The following is a 23,600-nucleotide window of genomic DNA, read 5'->3' as shown; positions in this document are numbered from 1 at the left end:
GTCTCTCTCACTTCACTTGAGGGGCGACGACCGGATTGGCAGGAGCATCAGCATCCGCGGCGTCACCAGCATCGCTCGCATCAGCGCCCGAGTCTCCATCCGCAGCGTCGCCCGCATCAGCAGCGTCGTCCGCATCAGCAGCGTCGTCCGCATCCGCGGCGTCACCAGCATCGCTCGCATCAGCGCCCGAGTCTCCATCCGCAGCGTCGTCCGCATCCGCAGCGTCACCCGCATCCGCAACGTCGTCCGTCTCAGCAGCCGCGTCCGAGTCCGCATCCGCATCGGTCGCAGCGGCGCCATCCGCATCCGTATCGGCCGCCGCATCCGCACTCGCATCTGCGTCCGAGACCGCATCCTTCGGCGGATCGACCTCGAGCTCGAACCTCTTCAGCCCCTCAACCAAGCGGACGTTCTGGTCGTACAGACCCTGCCACTCGCCGAGGGCCCGCTCGCGGTCGGCGTCGCTCGCTTCCGGATCCTCGTAGATCTTCCGGCGCTCCTCGATCAGCTCGATGTTGCGCTCCTGCCGGCGCACATTCGCCGCTCGTTCCCGGTCGATCATCGCCTGTGGGCGATCTGCCATATCGGGGTTGTCGCCCCACTCCAACAGCATCGTCAACTCGGCGTCGGTGCGAGGCGTCGACGTCTTGATCACCTCGGCTGTCGGCACCAGGTCGTCGACCCGCATCGCGACGATGTCCTTCCACGGCTCCGAATCGCGCTCGTTGAAGAACATGCCGTCGAGCGAGGCGGATGCGTCGGTGTCGTTCACCTGCCCGTCGACCAGCCTGACTCCGTCGGCCTCCCTCACGAAGGAGAAGATGTGCGCACCACCATCGCGCCAGTGGCCGGTGATGAATCCGCGGGCACCGACAGGCCAGGAACTGGCCATGTCGTTCAACGCCTGCAGCGCCGTGTCACCCTCGAAGTCGCTGAGATTCTCGAAGTCCCGGGCACTGCCGTCCGCCTGCACCCAGTCCGCGGCGATCGCAAACGGGTATCGCCCTTCGAACGAGTCGGCATGCGTGCCGGCATCCGGGTCGGAGACCGAGCCCATGACGGTTGGACTGGCCATCACGTCGTATCCACGGGCACGCAGCTCGAGTGCGTTGATGACGAAGTGGCAGTTGTTGCCGAAGCGGCCGCCGTCGGCCCAGAGTCCGACCTCGTTGACCATCCGGATCGAAACGTTGAGGGCTTCAGGGGCATCCAGGTGAGGGAAGTGCGCGTCGAGGATCGGGTCGTGCATCCTCTCCGGCACCACCGCCTGGTCTTCGGGTTCCGCATCCGCAGGCTCCGCGTCCGCAGGCTCCGCGTCCGCAGAGTCCGCGTCCGCAGAGTCCGCGTCCGCCGCCTCCGGTTCCGTGGATGACGGATCGGGCTCGGCGACATCGGCAGCGTCCGCCTCGTCGGGCTCCACGTTCGTGGGGTCCGTGTCCGTAGTCTCGGGAGTCGCATCCGCAGACTCCGGGTTCGCATCCGCAGACTCGGGAGTCGCATCCGCAGACTCCGGGTTCGCATCCGCAGACTCCGGGTTCGCATCCGTAGTCTCGGGAGTCGCATCCGCAGACTCCGGGTTCGCATTCGGGTCGGTCGCCGTCTGTTCAGGCACAGCTGCATCATCGACACCGTCCGACACCGAGTCGGTGACTGTCGGGTCGGCATGCGGCGCCGCGTCGTTCGGTGTAGAGCCGTCGTGCGCATCGGTGGACGAATCGTCAACAGCATGCGTCGACGTCTCCGGCGACACCGCGGCACCCGACCTCGTCGGAGCAGCCGGCGTTGCCGTGCTTGCACCGGTGCCTGTACCCGTGCTCGCGGCCGAGGTCGCGCCCGGTCCCGAAGTCACCGGAGTGGCCGCGGTCAGCGTGGCCTGCGACGCCACGGCGCCCGTCTCGACGTTCTTCGCGCCGAGTTCGACCTGCAGCTTGATGTGCGGCAGCAGCTTCGGGTCGATGGAGAGCGTGGCGCCCGCGACGTCGGCCCTCAGATCGTCGATACGGCGGCCGCTCCACGCAGGACCGAGCGAACTGTTGACATGGGAGTCGCCCGCGCCGTCGAAGCGGTCCGCCCGGCCTCCCGCGCTCTGGTCGGGGCCGTGCAGCACCGCGGGCTTCGCGAAGGGTACGCCCGCGGCCGACAGCGCCTTGGTCGCATTGCTCTGCTGGGTGAGTGCAACCCTGTTGTACGTGTCGTAGAAGGCGATGTTGTGCCGCCACTCGGCCACGGTCAGGTCGTTGAGCCCTTGCTGCTGCAGACCGACCTGCCGCTGGAACTCGGCCCAATCGTGGTTGTCCTTCGTGCGGTTGAAGGGGTCGACCTCGATCGGTTCCTTGAGCGAGAACGAGCCGTCATCGTTGCGCACGATCGGAGAATCAGGCTGCGCCGCGAGCGCATCGAGCTCCTGACGGATCTCGGGCGTCAGTTCGGGGATGTGATAGCCGTTGTACGTGGTACCGGCACCCTGGGATCCGTCTGACGCATGATCGGGGGCAACCGTCGCCTGGCTCGTCCACTTCGGCCAGCGACGGCCGCGGCCGTCGCTGTCGGCGTCCGCGCTGGTTCCGTCATCGGTCGTCCCCTCAGGCGTTCCTGCGTCGACGCCGGTCGACGGCGTCGCGCCGTCGGGTGTCGTCGCGTCAGGCGTCGCGCCATCGGGGCTGGCGACGTTCTCCGGGGTGATCGAGGCATCCCAGTTGGTGGCGTTCGGCTCGTTCGGTGGCCACGGCGACATGTCGCCGGTCTGCGCATCGAGCGACCACACCTGGGTGCCGTCGTAATAGGCATTGAACCAGTGACCGTCGCCGCTGGACCGGTCGATGCCGACCACGCAGTGCGAGCCGGCGCCCATCGCGGTGAGCGAGTCGGCGATCTGCTGCGGGGTCATCGGCGTCTGCGGCAGACCTGTCCGCGCCTCCATCTCGGGCACGTCGAGGGTGCCGGTGGGCGCCTCGGACGTCGAGTCGCCGTTGAGGAAGTCGTTCAGGATCGCCGAGGTGTTGCCGCAGTTCGTCGCATACCCGTTCGCGGGGTTGTGCGGGTCGAAGTTCGGGTTGATCTCCGCCAGCGCCTGACGGATCTCCGCTTCGGTCCGGGTGCTCTGCTGCGGGGTCGCGTCGGCATCGGGCGTTCCGCCGTCGGCACCCGAGCCGGCCCCACCGTCAGGCGTCGTGCCATCGGGGGTCGAGCCGTCACCGGTGGGCGATCCATCGGGGCTCGCACCATCGGGCGTCGAGCCGTTCGGCGCCGACCCATCGGAAGCAGCGGACTGCGTCGTGCTGCCGGAGGAGGTCGACGAGCCGGCCGCCTGCGATCCGGGAAGGGTCGGGCGCATCAGCACTGCCGCCGCAGCAGCGGCACCGGTGCCCGCCATCGCGGTTGCGGCCTCGGGTGAGAGGTCGCCGAGGTCGACGCCATCGGAGGAGGATTCGCCGTCCGCGTCGGCGGCCGGGTCGAGGTTGGTGCCGTCGACGTCGGTGCCATCGGCATCGGATGCCGCAGACTCCGGCGCATCGGGAGCATCGGCGTTCGAGGTCGACGTGGTGGCAGCCGGCGTGCCAGCGCCCTGGGGTGCACCGTCTGAGTGCGCCTCGGGAGTCGCCCCATCGGCGGAACCGGCATCGGGTGTCGCAACATCGGGCGTGCCGGCGTCGGGAGTGCTGGGCGCATCCGGAGTGCTGGGCGCATCCGGCGTCCCCGCATCAGGGGTGCTCGGCGCATCCGGCGAACTCGGCGCACCGGCATCAGGCGTGCTCGGCGCATCCGGAGTGCCGGCATCAGGGGTGCTCGGCGCATCCGGCGTTCCAGCATCAGGCGTGCTCGGCGCATCCGGCGTTCCAGCATCAGGCGTGCTCGGCGCATCCGGCGTCCCAGCGTCAGGCGTGCTCGGCGCATCCGGCGTCCCAGCGTCAGGCGTGCTCGGCGCATCCGGCGTCCCAGCATCAGGCGTGCTCGGCGCATCCGGCGTCCCAGCATCAGGGGTGCTCGGCGCATCCGGCGTCCCAGCATCAGGCGTGCTCGGCGCATCCGGCGTCCCAGCATCAGGCGTGCTCGGCGCATCCGGAGTGCCGGCATCAGGCGTGCTCGGCGCATCCGGCGTCCCAGCATCAGGCGTGCCAGCATCAGGCGAGCTCGGCGTACCCGCGTCAGGCGAGCCGCCGTCGGCCGAACCGCCGGGAGTGGGTCCGCCGTCGCCGAGGTCGATCGGCGAGCCGTCGCCGGCACCGCTCGAACCGCCGTCACCGGAGCCCGGCGTCGGAATGCCCGAGGAATCGGTGTCGACCGACGTGCCGCCAGTGCCGTTCGAATTCGACGACGGAGTGCCCGAGCCCGGTGTCGGCGTACCGTCGCCCGAGGTGTTCGTGCCGGGGGTCCCGGCTCCAGGGCCCGCCGGAGAACCGGAGTCACCACCGCGGACGGCGCTGATGCCGCGGCCGACGGCCGTGAAGCCACCGCCCATGAGCGAGCCGAGCACCATCGCGGAGATCGGGTTGAACTCGCCACCCGTCATGCCCGACTCGACTGCGGCGCTCGCGAGGCCGTCGATGGCACCGGCCCCGGTCTCGCCGGCGATCTGGCGGGTGCCCGCCTTGATTCCCGGACCGCCGCTGCCGCCCAGGAGCCTCGAGGCCGGCGACGCCACCGCCCCACCGGCGAACGCGGAGATGAACGCCGTGCCGACGTCCTGCGCCTGGTAGTCCTTCTCGTCGGCGCGGGCCGCATTGACGCTCGTCGTCGCGATCGCGCTCGCGAGGCCCGCCTGCAGGCCTTCCTTGGCCGCACGCAGTCCACCGCGAACGAGCGCGCCCTTGACACCGCGGATGCCGCGGAGGAAGTCCTTCAACCGGTCGATGAGCTTGGCGATCTTGATGCACCAGCGCACGACCGTGGTGCCGACCTTCGCCGCGGTGGCGATGGCACCGATGCCCGCAGTGACGACGGTCAGCAGGCCGCCGATCGCGAGCTCGGCTGCGATCTCGATCGCCATCTGCTTCAGGAACCAACCGAGCTCTTCGCGCATGTTCCGGAGCTGGGTGCGGAAGTCGGAGATCCAGTCGCGCATGCCGCGGGCGTTCGTCTCCATGCTCTGCAGACCCGAGCTGATGCTGTTGCGGCAGCTCAGCACCTTCGACGACTGCGGAAAGGTCATCGCGCCCACGCTCGTCAGGCTCGACGAGACCTGGCTGCGCGCGGACTGAATGCTCTGGGCGAAGTCGTCCCACGCCTCTGACGCGCTCTGCAACTTGTCTTCGTCGCCAGTCGGGATCACGACGCCGACCTGCTGCAGTCCCCACTCGATGAGCTCCTGGAACTCGCCGAGCGCACCGGGCCATCCGGCACCGAGAGCGCTGGGCGGGTTCGCCTTGTCCTCGTCGAAGTGGGCGGTCTCCGGCTGTGGCGAAGCGCTCTTGGGGTCGAGGCCGGCGCCCGGCTTCTGCGCGGCGTCGTAGGCGCGGGCGGTGTTGTTGAGCGCGGCGTCGACGAGCCGCAGCGAGTTCGAGAACGAACGGACGCCGTCGATCGTAGGACCGGCGAGCGCGTCATAGCCCTCACTGCCCTGGCAGAACTCCTCGGCGGCGTTGTCGTCGCCGGCCATGCCGGCGCTGCCGCCGAGGCGGTTCGACAGCACGGTGATCGCGGTGTCGAGCGTCTTGGCGATGCCGTAGAGCTCTTGGCCGTCTTGCACCAGGCGTGCAGGATCGAGTTTCACGTTGTCCGACATGAGGTCCCTATCCGAGATTTGCTTCGATGCTGGACCAGTCGGTCGTCAGCTTCTCGATCGTGGTCGAGTACGAGTTGTGCGAGGTCTCCACCTGCTGGCGCAGGGACTCGGCGACGCCCTCGAGCGAGGTCGCACCGACCGCCCAGGCCTCGAACGAGCCGAGGAACGCCTGCATCGCAGGGCCCTGCCATTCGTTGGGCAGCATGTAGGCGAATCCGCTCGCACCCTGCTTGAGCGCCGAGCAGTACGCCACGAGCTCACCCATCGTCTGCACGAGAGCCTGCAGCTCCGAGACGTCTGCCTGCTGTTCAGCCACGGTCTTCTTCTCCGTCGGTCGTTGCCGCATCGGGCGCCGAGGCGTCACCGGAGTCCGGTGCGCCGAGGACCTGTTCGGGAGCCACGGCGGGCTCCCCATCGGCGCCGAGGCGGAACACGCCCGTGCCGATCGAGTCGTCGTCGCCATCGCCGTCGGTGTCGCCGGATCCACCGCCGGTGGCCTGGCCGCCGGACTTGCGCGGGCCGAGCATGCCGCCGCCGAACTGCTCGACCTCGTCGTCGCCGGCGTAGTCGCGACCGAAGAACTCGGCCATGTCTTCCGCTTTCTCCTCACCGGAGGAGACCCGCGAGCTGAGCCCGCCCGAGGCGTTCTTGACGGCGACCAGCCCCTGCCGGCCGCCCTTGAAGCTGCCGCCGACGCCGGACTCGGTGCGGGTGTAGGAGCCGTCTGCCGAGATGAGACCCTGCTGCAGACCGGTCAGCGCGAGACGCACCTGGCCGGAGAGGGCGACGAACGTCGCCCAGTTCTCGCCGAACTTGTCGGCGTCTTCACCGACCCAGGTGGCATCGACCGTTCGCGTGACCGTGCCGTCGACGGCCGCCAGGTTCGCGTCGAAGGCGACGATGACGTTTCCGATGAGCGCGGCCACCTCGCTGAGCGAGTCGGCGCGTACCTTGAAATAGACCATGCGAGCTCCTGAGGGGTGAACGACTCAAGCGCCGACGCGAAGACCGCGTCGGCACCTGAGAAAGGGGTTCGTCAGCCGTTGAAGGTGCCGGCGATCGCGTTCTCGCTGTCTTCGTACGAGAGCGCAGCCTGGTTGAGCAGGTCGCTGATGCCCTGGAGGGACTCCTTCAGCTGCAGGCCGGCCTGGTCCCACTGGGAGTACAGCTCGTTGAAGCTCTGCGATGCCGTGCCCGACCAGTCGCCCGAGATCAGGCCCTCGACCAGCGACTTCAGGTTCGACAGCTGCGACTCGATCGACTGCGAGCCGCTCGAGAGCTGTCCGGCGACACCGGCCAGCGAGTCAGAAGTGACGCGGATTTCCGCCATGGTTTCCTCCGTGGGATCAACAGGAACGTTCAGGTTCACACGTCGTGCCGTGGCATCCGCTCAATGGAACGCCTTCGACCCGACAACCTGTACGTTACCCGGCGATCGGCGGCCGGCCCATGGGGAGCACTCCCCATGCAGCGCCGTCGGCGCGTCAGGCCGAATGGACCACGAAGTTCACGTCGCCGACCCACACGGTGTCGCCCGGGAAGACCTCGACCTTCGGGCCGCCGCTCTCCAGCGGCGTGAGCACGCCGTCGCGCTGCACGCCGGAGCCGTTGCTCGAACCGGCGTCGCCGGCGACGAGCACGCCATCGTTCAGCTCGAGGAACAGGTGCACCCGCGACATCGAACGGGTGTCGTCTTCGACCTCGATCGCCTGCGCGCCGGTGGCCTGCGCCGTCTGGGCGGGCTTGCGTCCGATGACGGCGTTGCCGGCGATCCTGACGCGCTGCCCGGTGGAGAACACAAGCTCGGCCCGGGTCAGGTGCTGGCGCACCTCGACCGGGGCGGCCTTGGCCACGGGTGCTTCGGGCTCGGCGGTGCCGCGCTGCTGCCACGGGAGCGTTCCGGGAAGCGGCACCGGGTCGACGGCCGAGGTCGCGCGGGGAGCCGCCTGATGCTGGACGGCGGGCGCCGAAGCGGCCCCGGGCGAGAACTGCGCCGGCACCGGGGGCTTCTCCGACTGCGGGATCAACTGTCCGCATTCGAGACAGAACATGCTGTTCGGCTGCAGGGTCGCATCGCAGTAGACGCAACGCGTGGAGGCCACGGCGAACTTCCCTTCATCGGTGATCGGGGCATCGACCCCCTGTTCCGGCATCCAGTGTACGGCGGCGCGACACCGCCGCCGTCACTGGCGGATGTCGGGCACCCGCACCGGCATCCAGCCCGCAGGAGTCGTGAAGACGCCACCACCGGCCGAGCCGCGTCCCAGCATGAACTTCGGGATCGGGCTGCCGATCACCTGCGTGCCCATGACGGATGACTCGGGGCGCAGCACGAGCGCACGCCGCGCCTTCTTCGCCTCGACGAGGGGCCCGCCGAACAGGGTCGACACCGATTCCGTATCGGCGGCGACGACGAACGCGGCGCGATGCTTGACCCCGCTGAGCGCGTGTTCGATCGGCGCGTTCTTCCACTGCTCGGCGTCGTCGACGAAGATCGTGACCCGCTCGCCGAGCGAGTCGAGGATCTCGTCGAGCTGTGCCGGAGCGGTGTCCGCCGCGGACACGACCGGGACCGAGTGACCGGCGGCGACCTCGGTCAGCACCGACTGGCGCGCCGAGACGACGAGCAGCGGCTCCTTGCGCCAGGCGAGCTGGTGCAGCATGGCGGCGAGGGTCGACGAACGGCCCGACTTGCGGCCTCCGGTGACCACGAAGCCGCCCTCGGCCGGCCAGTCGAGCGTGAACCGCGACAGGTGGTCGCCGCCGACGGCCACCACCGGCCCGTCCGCCGGACCGGATTCGCCGAGCGGCAGCTCGTAGGCCGCGGTCAGCGCCATGTATCCGGGCAGCGGGTCGACCCGGAACGGCTGCGCGAGCTCGGCGAGCTGCGGGAACTGGTCGAAATGATCGCGCACCTGTTCGACGACGCGTCGGAGCGCCGTGGTCTGGGCCTCACCGCTCGTCTCGCGCACGAGCACCGCGAGCTGCGCCTCGGTGCCGGCGGCGCCGAAGAGCACGCGTCCGGGCGGCAGGTCGAGCGGGATGTCCTTGGCCATGATGCCGGCCGTGCGGTAGTCGCTGATGTCGCGCAGCGGCAGCACGTACTGCTCGTCGATGAACGAGCTCACCTTGTCGCCCGTGATCGATCGGTCGCCCGTGATGAGCACGCGCACGCCCACCGCGGGTCCCTCGCGGAGGACCCGCATGAACTGGTCGCGGAACGCGATGAGCGCGTCGGCGTTCATGGTCGAGAGCATCCGCTCCCAGCCGTCGAGCGCGATGACGGCGTACGGGAGGGCATCGCCGGGACCGGCCTGCGCCCGTTGCTCGTTGATGTGCCCGACGCCCGCTGCCGAGAGGATCGACTGCCGGGTCGTGAGCTCCTCGAGCAGCCGCTGCACGAGGCGCGGCAGGCGGTCGGCGTCGAGCTGCGTCACGACGGCACCGCAATGCGGGGCATCGGCGAGCGGGAGCAGGGCGCCGTTGCCGAAGTCGATCACGTAGAGGTGCAGGTCGGCCGGAGAGAACTGCTGCACGGTCTGGGCCAGCATCGTTCGCAGCGCGGTCGTACGACCCGACATCGAACCGCCGATGAACAGCACGTGCGAGCCGTTCGCGATGTCCCACGTGAGGCCGCGCTGCGACTGCTCGCCGGGAACGTCCTCGAGTCCGAGCACGAGGGAGGTGCGTGCCACCTGCTGGTCAGCGAACCGATCGAGCGGGAGCACCGCGGGCAGCGGCAGCAGCCAGGGCGACGGGTTCTTCGCGATGCCCATCTGCTGCGTCGCGAGCGTGATCACATCGACCAGCGCGCGCAGGTCGGTGTCGTCGTGGTCGGTGTTCGTCGCGTGCGTCGGGGCGTTGCTCGGGTACCGCGCCGGGAAGCCGAGCGACTCCCATTCGAGCGGGGCCTTCGGGGGCAACGACTTGACCGCACGCTGCACCCCTGGCCTGATTCCGGCGACACGTGCGGTCTGGAAGCCCGCCGGCGCAGCGGAGGGACCGAGCCGGACGAAGCCTCGACCGGGTGTGGACGAACTGATGAGGGCCGCTTCACCCGACCCGAGGATGTCGGACGAATCAGCCCGGTCGGTCACTCGGAGCGCGACGCGAAGGCTGATGTTCGACTGCATCTCGGGGGTCACGACGCCCGAGGGCCGTTGCGTGGCGAGCACGAGGTTCACCCCGAGCGAGCGTCCGACGCGGGCGATGCGCACGAGGCCGTCGATGAACTCGGGCAGTTCGGTCTTCAGCTCGGCGAACTCGTCGATGACGATCATGAGGCGCGCGAGGCCGCGCTTGGCCGCCGTCTCGGCGTCCTTCGCCCACGCGCCCTCCACGTCCTTGGCGTTCATGTCGCGGAGCACGCGCTCACGGCGCTTGAGTTCGGCGTCGAGCGATGCGAGCGCGCGCTCGGTCTCGCGTGCGTCGAGGTTCGTGACCATGCCGACGGTGTGCGGCAGCCGCTCGCAGTCCGCGAAGGCCGAGCCGCCCTTGTAGTCGACGAGCACGAAGTTCAGCGCGTCCGGTCGGTTCGCCATCGCGAGGCTCACGACGAGCGCCTGCAGGAACTCCGACTTGCCCGAGCCCGTCGTTCCGGCGACGAGCGCGTGGGGTCCGTCGCGTGAGATGTCGACAGCGAATTCGCCGTCGGCGTTCGCGCCGACCACGACGAAGGTGTTGCGCGGCTGCTTCGTCCAGCGCTGCACGATCGGCGCGGGGTCGTCGAGGTCGATCTTCAGCAGGTCCACCATGCGCACGCTGGTCGGCAGCATCGCGTCGTCGCCCACCCCGCTCACATGCTGGATCGAGCAGAGACTGCGTGCGATGCGTTCCGCCGCGGCGATCGAGACGCCGTCGAGCAACACCGTCGGGTAGTACTCCTTGCCCGTCTCGAAACGTCCGATCGACGGATCGGAGGGGTCGACCACGACGACGGCGGCCGCCTCTTCGGGCAGTCGCGCTCGTTCGGAGTCGAGCGCGATGATGTGGATGCCGTGTGCGGCACCGTGCTCGAGCAGCGGCACCATGCCGGGCAGCATGCGGTAGTCGCGGGCGCCATCGACCACGATGAGGATGTCGGTGGGGATCACGGCGCCGCGCTGACCGGCCATCCGCATGCGCGTCTCGAGCGTGACGGCCGCCTCGCGCAACCGCTCGCGGCGACTGTCGTCGGTGTTGCCGATCATCGCAGCAGCCGAGCCGCCCGCCTGCAGATGCGGCAGCCACTGGGTCCAGCCCCATTCCACGTCGTCGGCCGCATCGCAGATCACGATGAGTTCGGCATCGCGCGGCGAACGCATCGTCGCGAAAGCGGTGACCATCGACCGGGCGAGGTTGCGCACGGCATCGGCGGGCCCGGCGATTCCGACGACACCGGTGCGGAGCTCGGCGGCGACGGGCTGAGGGGTGACGCCGACGCGGGCGGGGGCCGAGCGATCCTTGCCGCCGCCCTCGAACCGCACGTCGAGAGCGACCTCGGTGACGCCGACGCGCAGTTGCAGGGCGTCGCCGTCGCTCTTGCGTCGTTCCCACAGCCGGGAGAGCGGACGGAGTGCGATGTCGGCGATCATGACCGGGTCGGGCATCCGGTACCAGCCTTCGAGTCGTTGCACCCGCGCGAGGTCGCTGATGCGGCGCTCGGCGACCCTGACCTCCTCGATCCACTGCTTCTCGGTCTTCAGGCCCTTCTTCTTCGCGAGCTTGCGGTTCGCGATGAACGATCCGACGACCATGATGGGGCTCGCCGCGGCCATGAGCAGCATGATGGGGCGCTGGAACACCACCGCCATCGTGACGCCGAGCACGACGGGGATGATCGCGGAGAGCCACGGCATCGGCGACTGGTCGGGGTCTTCGGGCTTGTCGCCCGGTAATTGCACGACCGGCTGCGCCTTCGTCGGCTCGATGCGCGAGGGGCGGTTGAAGCCGCGACCGCCGAGGGCGTCGCGGGTGAGGTCCGCATCGGACCCGGGGGCCATGCCGATGCGGAACATGCTGCTGCCGATCTGGAACAGGTCGGCCGGCACGAGGGCGACCTCGGTGGAGATCGGTTCGCCGTTCACCCAGATCGACGCTCCCTCGACCGCGGGCGCCAGGGTCGCGGCGAGCGGGGCCGGCCGGCCGTTCTCGAGCGTCGCCGCGGCGTTCAGCGCGAGCAGCGCGTGCTGGGGCGCCAGGGAGGGGTCGGCGATCGTGAGACCGGCGGATGTCGCGCTGCCGATCGTCATCGCGGCGCCCCGGGCGATCGGAACGCTCTCACCGGCGAACGGCCCGCCGACGACCTCGAGGCGGAGGGTTCCGGGTGGGAGCAGCGTCGATGCCTCCGCGGGAACCGTGGCGCCCGACAGCAGTGCGGATTCGGCCAGCGGCGTTGCGGTGCCGGCCCGGGGGTCGAGCACGCTGGGCACGACGCCGAGCGACTCGGCGACCTCGCCGACCGTCGTCGCCTCGTCGACCTTCAGGAGCCACGACGCCGGCTTCCCGGCCGCGACCGGTTCGCCGACCGTCAGTCGAACGCTCATGCTGCACACCTCTCTGTCGCGAACATCATCGCCGCAGTCATCGCCGCCGTCATTGCACGCCCGCACGGTCGAGCGTCTCGATGAGCGGTGCGAAGATCCCCGATCGCACGCCTGCCGCGTCACCCTCGACCGGCACGCGCGGAACGATCTTCGACGGTACGCCATCGTCGGCACCGACTGCCGATGCGGGCACGAGGGCCTGCCCCGCGGCATCCGGAACGAAGGTCACCGACCCGGTCGCGTGCTCGCCGTCGGCCGAGACGACGTGGTAGCTGAACTGGTCGACGGATGCCCCGGACGGGGCGTACACCGCCGTGCCGTCGGGTGCGCACACCACGGAACCGTGGATCGCGGATCCGCAGCCGACGAGCGTGATGTCGGCGTCGCCGCCGCCGAACCGGAAGACGAGCGGCAACAGGTCGACCGTCTGCGGTTCGTCACCGAGCGGAGTCGTGATGCTCGAGGCGATGAGCGTCGCGCTCGGCACGTACACCGGCACGACGATCGAGGCGTCGGCCGACCAGGCGCCGAAGTCGTCGGCGTAGCGCACCACGAGTTCCGCATCACCGGTGAACCCAGCCGACGGCCGGAAGACCAGATGCGTTCCGTTCGACGCCGCAGTGCCCGCGGCATCGGGGCGCACCTCCACGACGTCGAGTGCTCCGCCGTCGGCGCAGACCGCGCAGGCGATGCCGAGGTCGCTGAGCGGGAGCAGCACCGCGGATCCGGCGGCGACCGGGTGCCCGAACGCTCCCCCGGCGACCGTCGGCGCCTCGGGAGGCGCGAGCGAGACGGAGTAGTCGACCGTGATCGACGTCCGGCCGTTCGAGAGCGGCACCGGCACGATCGTGACGGGCGCTTCGGGATCGAAGCTCGGCGCGCTCAGCGTGATCTTCATCGGTTCGCAGGCGACGACGAGGGGGCTCGCGGCGCGCGGGCCGGCGCAGTCGGTGATCTGCCAGCCCTCCCCCGGCTCGATCGAGGCGGACCCGAGATAGGGCACGGCGAGCGAGGTCGGGCCGGATGCCGCTCCGGATGCCGCGGCCTCCGCAGCGCCGTCGCCCTCGGCGTAGGCGGCTGCTGCAGGTCCGGCGAGCACCGCGCAAGCGACGACGAGGGCGGCCGTCCCGGCTCGGCGGACCCGCGCTGTGACCACTGCTCTCCTGTCGTCGCGCACGAATCGTGCCCCCGGGCGTTCGGGATACCATGGTACGCGGTCGGCCGGTGCCGACCGTTTCGTTCGGCGCAGCCCCGAAAGGATCCGATGCAGAACCCCTCGCTCGGCAGCGCGCCCGGTCAGACCGCCTTGCCGCAGACCGCAGGAACCCGCCCACTCGGCACCACGGGCTCGGTCCTCCCCGAGTTGGCCGAAGCGCCTGCGCAGGAGCGCAAGTGGTGGCGGCATCCGGCGTTCATGGTCTCGATCGGGCTCACCTTCGTCGCGCTCGCGAGCGCCATCACCTGGTTCATCATCACGGCCGTCAATGACGACTCCATCGCAGTCAGCGGTCTCGGGCTGAGCATCGACGGCGGCAACGCCCACCTCGACTGGAGCGGGCCCGACGCGGCGTACAGCGTCTACGCCGTGCACGGCGACGGTGAGACGACCGACCTGACCCAGTGGGTCACCGGCACCGAGGCCTGGCTGCCGTCGGCGCTCGGCCTCTACGAGAACGACACGTGCTTCGTCGTGCGGCCGACCGCGACCACGGGCGAGGTCTCGCTCGACGCCGCGACCCTCGGAGCACAACGGGCGCAGAGCGCGTGCGTCGCCGACGCGACATCGTGAAGCTGGCCGCCCCGCTCGCGCTCGTCGCGGCGTTCGCCCTGGCCGGCTGCAGCCAGGCGCCGCCAGAAGTGCCGCCCACTCCGTCGCACTTCGACCTCGGCGATCTCGACCCCTCGCAGATCGACGGCAACGGGCTCTGGCTCCTGACCGGGGCGGACGCCGCCGACGAGATCGTCGATGCGGTCGCAGCCGCCGGCGCGGTCGAGTACTCGGGCACCTTCACCGAACTGACCGCCGCGACGCCCGAGGCCGAGCCCGCGCGCGGGCGCACCGTCACCGTCGACTACCGCGGCCGGTCCGGAGACTTCGCGGCGAAGATCACCGCCGGCGGCCTGAGTCTGGATGTCGTCACGGTCGGCGGGCACACCTACCTGCGGGGCAATGCCGCGTACGCCGCGCAGCTCGGCATCCCCGAGCTCGAAGAGGGGTACGTCTGCGCCGCCGCCGGCGATGGCTTCGTCGAACAGTGGTCGCCGCTCCTGCGCCCAGCCGACCTGGTCTCGGCGCTGCTCGGGGCAAGCGGATCGGTGAGCGTGGCGCCACCCCCCCGCCGACGCCCCACTGCTCGAAGTCGTCGTGGGCGGCGAGACCGCGCCGGCCGGAGTCATGCACGTGCAGCGCGTCGGAGCACCGTTGCCGACCGACTTCGCCGCCGGCGATCCGAGCGGCGACGGCTCCTTCACCTTCAGAGAGTGGGGTGCGGAACTCGACATCGAGGCGCCGGCCGGCCTCGCTCGCGACTGCACGGCCGCCGAGTAGTCGGCCCTCTCGCCGCTAGTAGCGCTGCACCTGCGGACCGGCCGCGAGCTCTCGGTCGTACGCCTCGATCGCGAGCCGGTTGCGCTCGGTGACCGTGCGCCCCCGGGCTGCGATCCAGCCGCCGAGCCAGATCGGGATCTCGCGGGCGATGACCGCCGCGACGATCGCGTACGGGTCGAGCCAGCGTTCGGCGATGAAGTCGTTCGCCTGCTCGAGCGTGAGCGTCCAGGCCTGCACGAAGAGCAGCGAGCCGCCGATGTAGGCGAAGTAGACGAGCACGCCGACCAGCAGGCCGAACACCGCGTAGGTCCACCACGGACCCCGGTTCACGATCGCCGCGAGCAGCGCGAACCCGACGAAGAACGCGATGACGGGAACCCAGTAGGTGGGTTCGACGAGGAAGTCGGCGATGCCGATCGCCTCACCTTCCGGCGCCCCGAAACTCAGATAGAGCACATAGGCGACGACGCCGTAGAGCACGCCGAACGCGACGGTGCCGATGAGCGCGACGAGCACGCCGAACCCGCGATTGCCCTTCGCCTTGGGCGGCGTCGGGGCCTGGACGTAGATCGTCTGCGGGCCGGGCTGCGGCGCGACGTAGACGGGTTCCGGCACATCTGCGAGCGTCGCCGCACCCGCCGCGGTGCCCGCAGCCGCGGTCGCGGCCGGCACGTAGGTCTCTCGGCGCACGGCGCCTGCGGCGACGGGGTCGGGGGTCGGCGAGTCATCCACGTCGTCGATGCCGTTGGTCTCGTCGACGCCATCGGTCTCGTCGGGCGCGGGGTGGGCGCTCGCCCGCTGGACCGCCTCGTCGAGACGGGAGGTCGCCGCGAGATCGGCGTCGTCGGCCACGGGCTCGGACACTTCGTCTGCCGGAGTCGAGGTCGAGACGTCCGGGTCCACCGGAGACGCGACGGATTCGGGCTCGATGTCGGCGGGCTCGTCGACCGGTCCCGTCGCGTGCGCGTCGGGGGCGGCAGTGGCGTCGTCGAGGCCCTCGTCGACCGGCCCCGTCGCTCCGTCCTGACGTTCCGGGTCTGCTCCGGGAGTCGTGCTGCTCATGATCGCGCTCCTTCCGGGCATCCCTCGCACCCGTGGTTGGCCAACTGTAGCAACGCAGCGGGCTGGATTCCGGGAGCGCGCACGGCGCTTCGCTCAGCAGCTCGGGCGAGCGGATGCCGCGGCCCCGCGCCGACGCATCGGGCGAGCGGATGCGGGCTCGCCCCGAAAACGAAGCAGGGCCCCGGATCGCTCCGGGGCCCTGCTGTCGTATCGGCTGACTAGCTGTAGTTGCCGGGGGTGAAGTCGTCGCTCGAGAACGCGTCGAAGTCGACGAAGCTCAGGTCGCCCTCGGTGAACGCGGCGTCGTCGGTGAAGATGCGGTTCGGGTACCGCTCCGCCTTCGCCTCCTCGGTCGCCTCGACCGCGACGTTCCGGTACTTCTGCAGACCGGTGCCGGCGGGGATCAGCTTTCCGATGATCACGTTCTCCTTGAGGCCGACGAGCGGGTCGGACTTGCCCTCCATGGCGGCCTGCGTGAGCACGCGGGTCGTCTCCTGGAAGGACGCGGCCGACAGCCACGACTCGGTCGCGAGCGAGGCCTTGGTGATACCCATGACCTCTTGGCGAGCCGACGCCGTCTTCTTGCCCTCGGTCAGCGCGGCACGGTTGATGCCGTTGTACTTCAGGCGGTCGACGAGCTCACCGGGCAGCAGGTCGGTGTCGCCGTGGTCGACGACGGTGACCTTGCGCAGCATCTGGCGCACGATGACCTCGATGTGCTTGTCGTGGATCGGCACACCCTGCGAACGGTAGACGTCCTGCACGCCGTTGACGAGGTGCTTCTGCACTTCGCGCACACCCTTGACCCGGAGGACCTCCTTCGGGTCGACGGTGCCGACGATCAGCTGCTGGCCGAGCTCGACGTGCTGTCCGTCTTCGACCAGGAGGGTCGAACGCTTGAGCACGTTGTACGCGATCGGCTCGTCGCCGTTGTCGGGCGTGAGGATGACCTTGCGCTGCTTGTCGGTCTCGTCGATCGTGATGCGACCCGGGGCCTCGACGATGGGCGATGCACCCTTGGGGGTGCGCGCCTCGAAGAGCTCCTGCACGCGGGGCAGACCCTGCGTGATGTCGTCGGCCGAGGCCGAACCACCGGTGTGGAAGGTACGCATCGTCAGCTGCGTGCCGGGCTCACCGATCGACTGGGCCGCGATGATGCCGACGGCCTCGCCGATGTCGACGAGCTTGCCGGTCGCGAGCGAACGGCCGTAGCACTTCGCGCAGACACCGACGGCCGACTCGCAGGTGAGCACGGAGCGCACCTTGATCGTCTCGACGGCAGCCGCGATGAGCTTGTCGATGAGCACGTCACCGACGTCCTCACCGGCCTCTGCGACGACCTCGCCCTTGGCGTTGACCGCGTCGGCGGCGAGGCTGCGGGCGTAGACCGCGTTCTCGACGTTCGGGTCGCGGACGAGCTCGCCCGAGGCATCCGTCGTCGCGATCGGGAGCTCGAGGCCCTTGGTCGTGCCGCAGTCCTCTTCACGGATGATGACATCCTGCGAGACGTCGACGAGACGACGCGTGAGGTAACCCGAGTCGGCCGTACGGAGGGCCGTGTCGGCCAGACCCTTACGGGCACCGTGCGTCGCGATGAAGTACTCGGCGACCGAGAGGCCCTCGCGGTAGCTCGAGATGATCGGGCGAGGGATGATCTCACCCTTCGGGTTGTTCACGAGGCCTCGCATGCCCGCGATGTTGCGGATCTGCAGCCAGTTACCACGAGCACCCGACGACACCATGCGGTTGATGGTGTTGTCCTCGGGGAACGCATCGCGCATCGCGACGGCGACCTCGTCGGTGGCCTTCGTCCAGATCTGGATGAGCTCCTGGCGACGCTCGAGGTCGGTCGTGAGACCCTTCTCGAACTGCCCCTGGACCTTGGCGGCCTGCTTCTCGTACTTCGCGACGATCTCGCCCTTGTTGGCCGGCGTCAGGATGTCGGAGAGTGCCACGGTCACGCCCGAACGGGTCGCCCACTTGAAGCCGGCGTCCTTGATGCGGTCGAGGGTCGCGGCGACCTCGGTCTTCGGGTAGCGCTCGGCGAGGTCGTTGACGATCTCCGAGATCTGCGTCTTGCCCGCCTGCGCGTTCACGTAGGGGTAGTCGACCGGAAGCGCCTCGTTGAAGAGGGCGCGACCAAGGGTCGTCTCGAGCAGGTACGGCTTGCCGGGAACGAAGTCCTCGGGGGTCTCGCCCTCGGCGAAGTGCAGGCCCTCGAGACGGATCTTGACCGTGGCACCGAGGTCGAGCGCGAAGTCGCCCGGACGGTTCTGGTCGAAGGCGAGGATGGCCTCGGCGATCGACGAGAACGCGCGACCCTCACCTGCGGCGCCGGACTTGCCGGTCGTCAGGTGGTGCAGGCCGATGATCATGTCCTGCGTGGGCAGGGTCACCGGACGGCCGTCGGACGGCTTCAGGATGTTGTTCGAGGCGAGCATCAGGATGCGGGCCTCGGCCTGCGCCTCCACCGAGAGGGGAAGGTGCACGGCCATCTGGTCGCCGTCGAAGTCCGCGTTGAACGCAGCACACACGAGCGGGTGGAGCTGGATGGCCTTGCCCTCGACGAGCTGCGGTTCGAAGGCCTGGATGCCGAGGCGGTGCAGCGTGGGTGCACGGTTCAGCAGAACCGGGCGCTCACGGATGATCTCCTCGAGCACGTCCCAGACCTGGGGGCGCGAACGCTCGACCATGCGCTTGGCGGCCTTGATGTTCTGAGCGTGGCTCAGGTCGATCAGGCGCTTGATCACGAACGGCTTGAACAGCTCGAGCGCCATCTGCTTGGGCAGACCGCACTGGTGCAGCTTCAGCTGCGGGCCGACGACGATGACCGAACGGCCCGAGTAGTCGACGCGCTTGCCGAGCAGGTTCTGGCGGAAGCGACCCTGCTTTCCCTTGAGCATGTCGCTCAGGGACTTCAGGGCGCGGTTGCCGGTACCGGTGACGGGGCGACCGCGGCGGCCGTTGTCGAACAGTGCGTCGACGGCCTCCTGCAGCATCCGCTTCTCGTTGTTGACGATGATCTCGGGGGCACCGAGGTCGAGCAGACGACGAAGTCGGTTGTTGCGGTTGATCACACGACGGTAGAGGTCGTTGAGGTCGGAGGTCGCGAAGCGGCCACCGTCGAGCTGGACCATCGGACGAAGCTCCGGCGGGATCACCGGCACGACGTCGAGCACCATCGCGGCCGGCGAGTTGCCGGTCTGCAGGAAGGAGCTGACGACGCGCAGACGCTTGATCGCGCGGATCTTCTTCTGGCCCTTGCCCTCGGCGATCTGCAGGCGCAGGTCGTCGGCCTCGGCGGCCAGGTCGAAGGCCTCGAGGCGCTTCTTGATGGCCTCGGCGCCCATGTAGGCGTCGAAGTACATGCCGAAGCGGTCCTGAAGCTCGTGGAAGACCGAGTCCTCGGGCTTGAGGTCGCCGACCTTGAGGGTGCGGAAGTCCTCCCACACGCGCTCGAGGTGCGCGACCTGCTCGTCACCCGACTTGCGGACCTGGGTCATCTCCTTGTCGGCGGCGGCCTCAGCGCGCTTCTTCTGGTCGGACTTGGCGCCCTCCGCCTCGAGTGCGGCGAGCTCCTCCTCCTTGCGCGCCATGAGCGTCGCGATGCGGGCATCGCGCTGGTCGCCGATGGTCTTGATCTCGAGCCGGAGCTCGTTCTCGAGGCCGGGCATGTCGGCGTGACGACCCTCGTCGTCGACGTCGATGACCATGTACGCGGCGAAGTAGATGACCTTCTCGAGGTCCTTCGGCGCCATGTCGAGCAGGTAGCCGAGACGGCTGGGCACACCCTTGAAGTACCAGATGTGCGTCACCGGAGCGGCGAGCTCGATGTGGCCCATGCGCTCACGGCGCACGGAGGACTTGGTGACCTCCACGCCGCATCGCTCACAGACGATGCCCTTGAAGCGGACACGCTTGTACTTGCCGCAGGCGCACTCCCAGTCGCGGCTCGGGCCGAAGATCTGTTCGCCGAACAGACCGTCCTTCTCGGGCTTCAGGGTGCGGTAGTTGATGGTTTCAGGCTTCTTGACCTCACCGTAGGACCACTTGCGGATGTCCTCTGCGGTGGCCAGGCCGATGCGAAGCTCGTCAAAAGTCGTTGCGTCGAGCAATTTCTCTCCTTGGAAAGTTTCTGTAGTCGTCTACTGGCCTGGCTTAGATCTCGTCGATGTTCGACGACTCGAAGCGCGCGGAGATGTTGATGCCGAGCTCTTCCGCAGCGCGGAAGGCCTCGTCGTCGGTGTCGCGGAGCGAGACCGCGGTGCCGTCGGCCGAGAGCACCTCGACGTTCAGGCAGAGCGACTGCATCTCCTTCATGAGCACCTTGAAGGACTCGGGGATGCCGGGCTCCTGAATGTTCTCGCCCTTGACGATCGCCTCGTACACCTTGACGCGGCCGAGGATGTCGTCGGACTTGATCGTGAGGAGCTCCTGCAGCGCGTATGCGGCGCCGTAGGCCTGGAGCGCCCAGACCTCCATCTCACCGAATCGCTGTCCACCGAACTGCGCCTTACCACCGAGCGGCTGCTGGGTGATCATCGAGTACGGGCCCGTCGAACGCGCGTGGATCTTGTCGTCGACGAGGTGGTGCAGCTTCAGGATGTACATGTAGCCGACCGAGACCGGGTACGGGAACGGCTCACCGGAGCGACCGTCGAGGAGCTGCGTCTTGCCGGACGAGTCGATGAGTCGCTCGCCGTCGCGGTTGGGGAGCGTCGAGTCGAGCAGACCCGCGATCTCCTCCTCGAGCGCGCCGTCGAACACCGGGGTCGCGACCTTGGTGCCGGGAGCGGCCTCGTGTGCTTCCTTGGGGAGCTTCTTGGCCCACACCGGGCTGCCGTCGACCTTCCAGCCCTGCTTGGCGACCCATCCGAGGTGGGTCTCCAGCACCTGGCCGAAGTTCATGCGGCCGGGGATGCCGAGCGGGTTCAGGATGACGTCGACCGGAGTTCCGTCGGCGAGGAACGGCATGTCCTCGACCGGGAGGATCTTCGAGATGACGCCCTTGTTGCCGTGACGACCGGCGAGCTTGTCGCCCTCGGTGATCTTGCGCTTCTGGGCGATGTAGACGACCACGCGCTGGTTGACGCCCGAGCCGAGCTCGTCGTCGCCGTCCTGCGAGTCGAACACCTTGACGGCGATGATCGTGCCGCGCTCACCGTGGGGCACCTTCAGCGAGGTGTCGCGGACTTCGCGGCTCTTCTCGTTGAAGATCGCGCGGAGCAGGCGCTCCTCGGCCGACAGCTCGGTTTCGCCCTTCGGCGTGACCTTGCCGACGAGGATGTCGCCGGGGCGGACCTCTGCGCCGATGCGGATGATGCCGCGCTCGTCGAGGTCGGCCAGCAGGTCGGGGCTGACGTTCGGGAGATCACGGGTGATCTCCTCCTTGCCGAGCTTCGTGTCGCGGGCGTCGACCTCGTACTCCTCGATGTGGATCGACGAGAGCACGTCGTCCTTCACGAGGTTCTGGCTGAGGATGATCGCGTCCTCGAAGTTGTGACCCTCCCACGGCATGAACGCCACGAGGAGGTTCTTGCCGAGCGCGAGCTCGCCGTTGTCGGTCGCGGGACCGTCGGCGATGACCTCGCCGACCTCGACGCGGTCGCCCGCGTTCACGATCACGCGGTTGTTGTACGACGTGCCCTGGTTGGAGCGGTCGAACTTGCGCAGGAAGTAGGTCTGCGTGCCGCCCGCGTCGAGCTGCACGGTGACCGAGTCGGCGGAGACCTCGGCGACGACACCGGCCTTGTCGGCGGTGATGACGTCACCGGCGTCGATGGCCGCGTAGCCCTCCATGCCCGTTCCGACGTACGGCGAGTCGCTGCGCAGCAGCGGCACCGCCTGACGCTGCATGTTGGCACCCATAAGGGCGCGGTTCGCGTCGTCGTGCTCGAGGAAGGGGATGAGCGACGTGCCGACCGACACCATCTGGCGCGGCGAGACGTCCATGTAGCCGATCAGGTCGGCGGGAACGAGGTCGACCTCGCCGCCCTTCTGACGGGCGAGGACGCGGTCTTCGGAGAAGTGACCGTCGGCCTTCAGCGGCGCGTTGGCCTGGGCGACGATGTAGTCGTCCTCTTCAGACGCCGTGAGGTAGTCGATCTGGTCGGTGACCTTGCCGGCGACGACCTTGCGGTACGGGGTCTCGATGAACCCGAACGAGTTGATGCGCGCGAACGATGCGAGCGATCCGATGAGGCCGATGTTCGGGCCTTCCGGGGTCTCGATCGGGCACATGCGGCCGTAGTGCGAGGGGTGGACGTCTCGGACCTCGACGCCGGCGCGGTCGCGCGAGAGACCGCCGGGGCCGAGCGCCGAGAGGCGACGCTTGTGGGTCAGACCCGCGAGCGGGTTGTTCTGGTCCATGAACTGCGACAGCTGCGAGGTGCCGAAGAACTCCTTGATCGCGGCGACGACGGGTCGCACGTTGATCAGGGTCTGCGGGGTGATCGCCTCGATGTCCTGCGTGGTCATGCGCTCGCGGACGACGCGCTCCATGCGGGACAGGCCGGTGCGGACCTGGTTCTGGATGAGCTCGCCCACCGCGCGGATGCGACGGTTGCCGAAGTTGTCGATGTCGTCGACGTCGAGACGCAGTTCGACCGCCTTGCCGGCGCGGCGGCCGGGCAGGGTGGTGCGCTCGTCGTGCAGCGCGACGAGGTACTTGATCGTGGCGACGATGTCCTGGACCGTCAGCACCGAGTCGGTGAGGGGAGCCTCGAGGCCGAGCTTGTTGTTGATCTTGTACCGGCCGACCTTCGCGAGGTCGTAGCGCTTCGGGTTGAAGTAGAAGTTGTCGAGGAGCGCACGCGCGGCCTCGGCAGCGACCTGCTCGCCCGGACGGAGCTTGCGGTAGATGTCCTTGAGCGCCTCTTCCTTCGTGAGGATGTTGTCCTTCTCGAGGGTGAGGGCGATCGACTCGTAGCCGGCGAACTCCTCGAGGATCTCCTCGGAGGTGAGGCCGAGGGCCTTCAGGAAGACGGTGACGGACTGCTTGCGCTTGCGGTCGATGCGGACGCCGACCTGGTCGCGCTTGTCGATCTCGAACTCGAGCCATGCACCACGGCTCGGGATGACGCGAGCCGAGTAGATGTCCTTGTCGGAGGTCTTCTCGGGGGTGCGCTCGAAGTAGACGCCCGGCGAACGCACGAGCTGCGAGACGACGACGCGCTCGGTGCCGTTGATGACGAACGTGCCCTTGGGGGTCATGAGCGGGAAGTCGCCCATGAAGACGGTCTGCGTCTTGATCTCACCCGTGAGGTGGTTCATGAACTCCGCGTTCACGTACAGCGGTGCGGAGTAGGTCTTGGACTTCTCCTTGCACTCGTCGATCGTGTACTTCGGAGGCTCGAGCTCGGGGTTGGTGAACGAGAGCTGCATGGTCTCGCCGAGGTCTTCGATCGGAGAGATCTCCTCGAAGATCTCCTCGAGACCGGTGGTCTCGGGCAGGTCTTGACGACCGGCCGCCTTGCCCTCGGTGAGGCGTGTCTTCCACGCCTCGTTTCCGACGAGCCAGTCGAAGCTCTCCGTCTGGAGAGCGAGCAGGTCGGGTACCGTGAGGGTGTCGGTGACCTTGGCGAACGAGAGACGGCTTGCACCGCGTCCGTTCTTGGGGGTGGGCGTGGTCGCGTTGCGCGCAGCAGCCAAGTGAATAACCTCCATGGCCCCGTCGGGCCGGTTCACTGTCGGTAGCGGAGAGTGGAACCCCTCAGACGAATGCGGATGCCGGAGACCTCAGGAT

At 68.9% G+C, this 23,600-nt stretch carries 12 protein-coding genes; 2 read left to right on the top strand and 10 right to left on the bottom strand.

Annotated elements, in window-relative coordinates; all coding sequences use genetic code 11:
* Positions 1–7: 7 nt before the first annotated feature.
* The 7 genes from BUR99_RS09490 to BUR99_RS20275 form a co-directional block, all read right to left on the bottom strand.
* Entirely contained in the window at positions 8–5,722 is a 5,715-nt protein-coding gene (locus BUR99_RS09490; protein ID WP_074260081.1) for a polymorphic toxin type 15 domain-containing protein, read from the bottom strand.
* Between the two features lie 7 nt (positions 5,723–5,729).
* A complete protein-coding gene (locus tag BUR99_RS09485; protein WP_074260080.1) occupies positions 5,730–6,038 on the bottom strand; it encodes a WXG100 family type VII secretion target in 309 nt (102 codons plus the stop codon).
* Positions 6,031–6,687, bottom strand: a complete 657-nt coding sequence (locus BUR99_RS09480; protein ID WP_074260079.1) for a WXG100 family type VII secretion target — start codon at positions 6,685–6,687, stop codon at positions 6,031–6,033. Before BUR99_RS09480 ends, BUR99_RS09485 begins: the two co-directional genes overlap by 8 nt.
* Before the next feature lie 71 nt (positions 6,688–6,758).
* The gene (locus tag BUR99_RS09475; protein WP_056010942.1) at positions 6,759–7,052 is read right to left on the bottom strand and encodes a WXG100 family type VII secretion target; all 294 of its coding nucleotides are present in this window, start codon (positions 7,050–7,052) and stop codon (positions 6,759–6,761) included.
* A 154-nt stretch (positions 7,053–7,206) separates the two neighbouring features.
* Complete coding sequence (locus BUR99_RS09470) at positions 7,207–7,824, bottom strand: FHA domain-containing protein (RefSeq protein WP_143231563.1); 618 nt, start codon at positions 7,822–7,824, stop codon at positions 7,207–7,209.
* Positions 7,825–7,905: 81 nt separating this feature from the next.
* A complete protein-coding gene (locus BUR99_RS09465) occupies positions 7,906–12,246 on the bottom strand; it encodes an FtsK/SpoIIIE domain-containing protein (RefSeq protein ID WP_074260077.1) in 4,341 nt (1,446 codons plus the stop codon).
* Positions 12,247–12,295: 49 nt separating this feature from the next.
* The gene (locus tag BUR99_RS20275; RefSeq protein WP_159440980.1) at positions 12,296–13,345 is read right to left on the bottom strand and encodes a hypothetical protein; all 1,050 of its coding nucleotides are present in this window, start codon (positions 13,343–13,345) and stop codon (positions 12,296–12,298) included.
* A 165-nt stretch (positions 13,346–13,510) separates the two neighbouring features.
* Between BUR99_RS20275 and BUR99_RS09455 the strand changes: the two genes are divergently transcribed.
* Both BUR99_RS09455 and BUR99_RS09450 read left to right on the top strand, forming a co-directional pair.
* The gene (locus BUR99_RS09455; RefSeq protein ID WP_074260075.1) at positions 13,511–14,035 is read left to right on the top strand and encodes a hypothetical protein; all 525 of its coding nucleotides are present in this window, start codon (positions 13,511–13,513) and stop codon (positions 14,033–14,035) included.
* A 576-nt stretch (positions 14,036–14,611) separates the two neighbouring features.
* A complete protein-coding gene (locus tag BUR99_RS09450; protein WP_074260074.1) occupies positions 14,612–14,794 on the top strand; it encodes a hypothetical protein in 183 nt (60 codons plus the stop codon).
* Positions 14,795–14,809: 15 nt separating this feature from the next.
* On the opposite strand, the gene BUR99_RS09445 is transcribed toward BUR99_RS09450, so the two are convergent.
* From BUR99_RS09445 to rpoB, 3 genes are all read right to left on the bottom strand, one after another.
* Positions 14,810–15,856 (bottom strand): rhomboid family intramembrane serine protease, encoded by a 1,047-nt coding sequence (locus BUR99_RS09445; RefSeq protein ID WP_074260073.1) that lies wholly within the window; start codon positions 15,854–15,856, stop codon positions 14,810–14,812.
* 218 nt (positions 15,857–16,074) lie between these two features.
* Positions 16,075–19,971, bottom strand: a complete 3,897-nt coding sequence (gene rpoC / locus BUR99_RS09440) for a DNA-directed RNA polymerase subunit beta' (RefSeq protein WP_074260072.1) — start codon at positions 19,969–19,971, stop codon at positions 16,075–16,077.
* Between the two features lie 43 nt (positions 19,972–20,014).
* Entirely contained in the window at positions 20,015–23,506 is a 3,492-nt protein-coding gene (gene rpoB, locus BUR99_RS09435; RefSeq protein ID WP_074260071.1) for a DNA-directed RNA polymerase subunit beta, read from the bottom strand.
* Positions 23,507–23,600 lie beyond the last annotated feature (94 nt).

The sequence above is a fragment of the Agromyces cerinus subsp. cerinus genome, assembly GCF_900142065.1.
GTDB classification, from domain to species: Bacteria; Actinomycetota; Actinomycetes; order Actinomycetales; family Microbacteriaceae; genus Agromyces; species Agromyces cerinus.
Note: the sequence above shows the minus strand (reverse complement) of the source record. Positions and strands in the feature narration are given on the sequence as shown.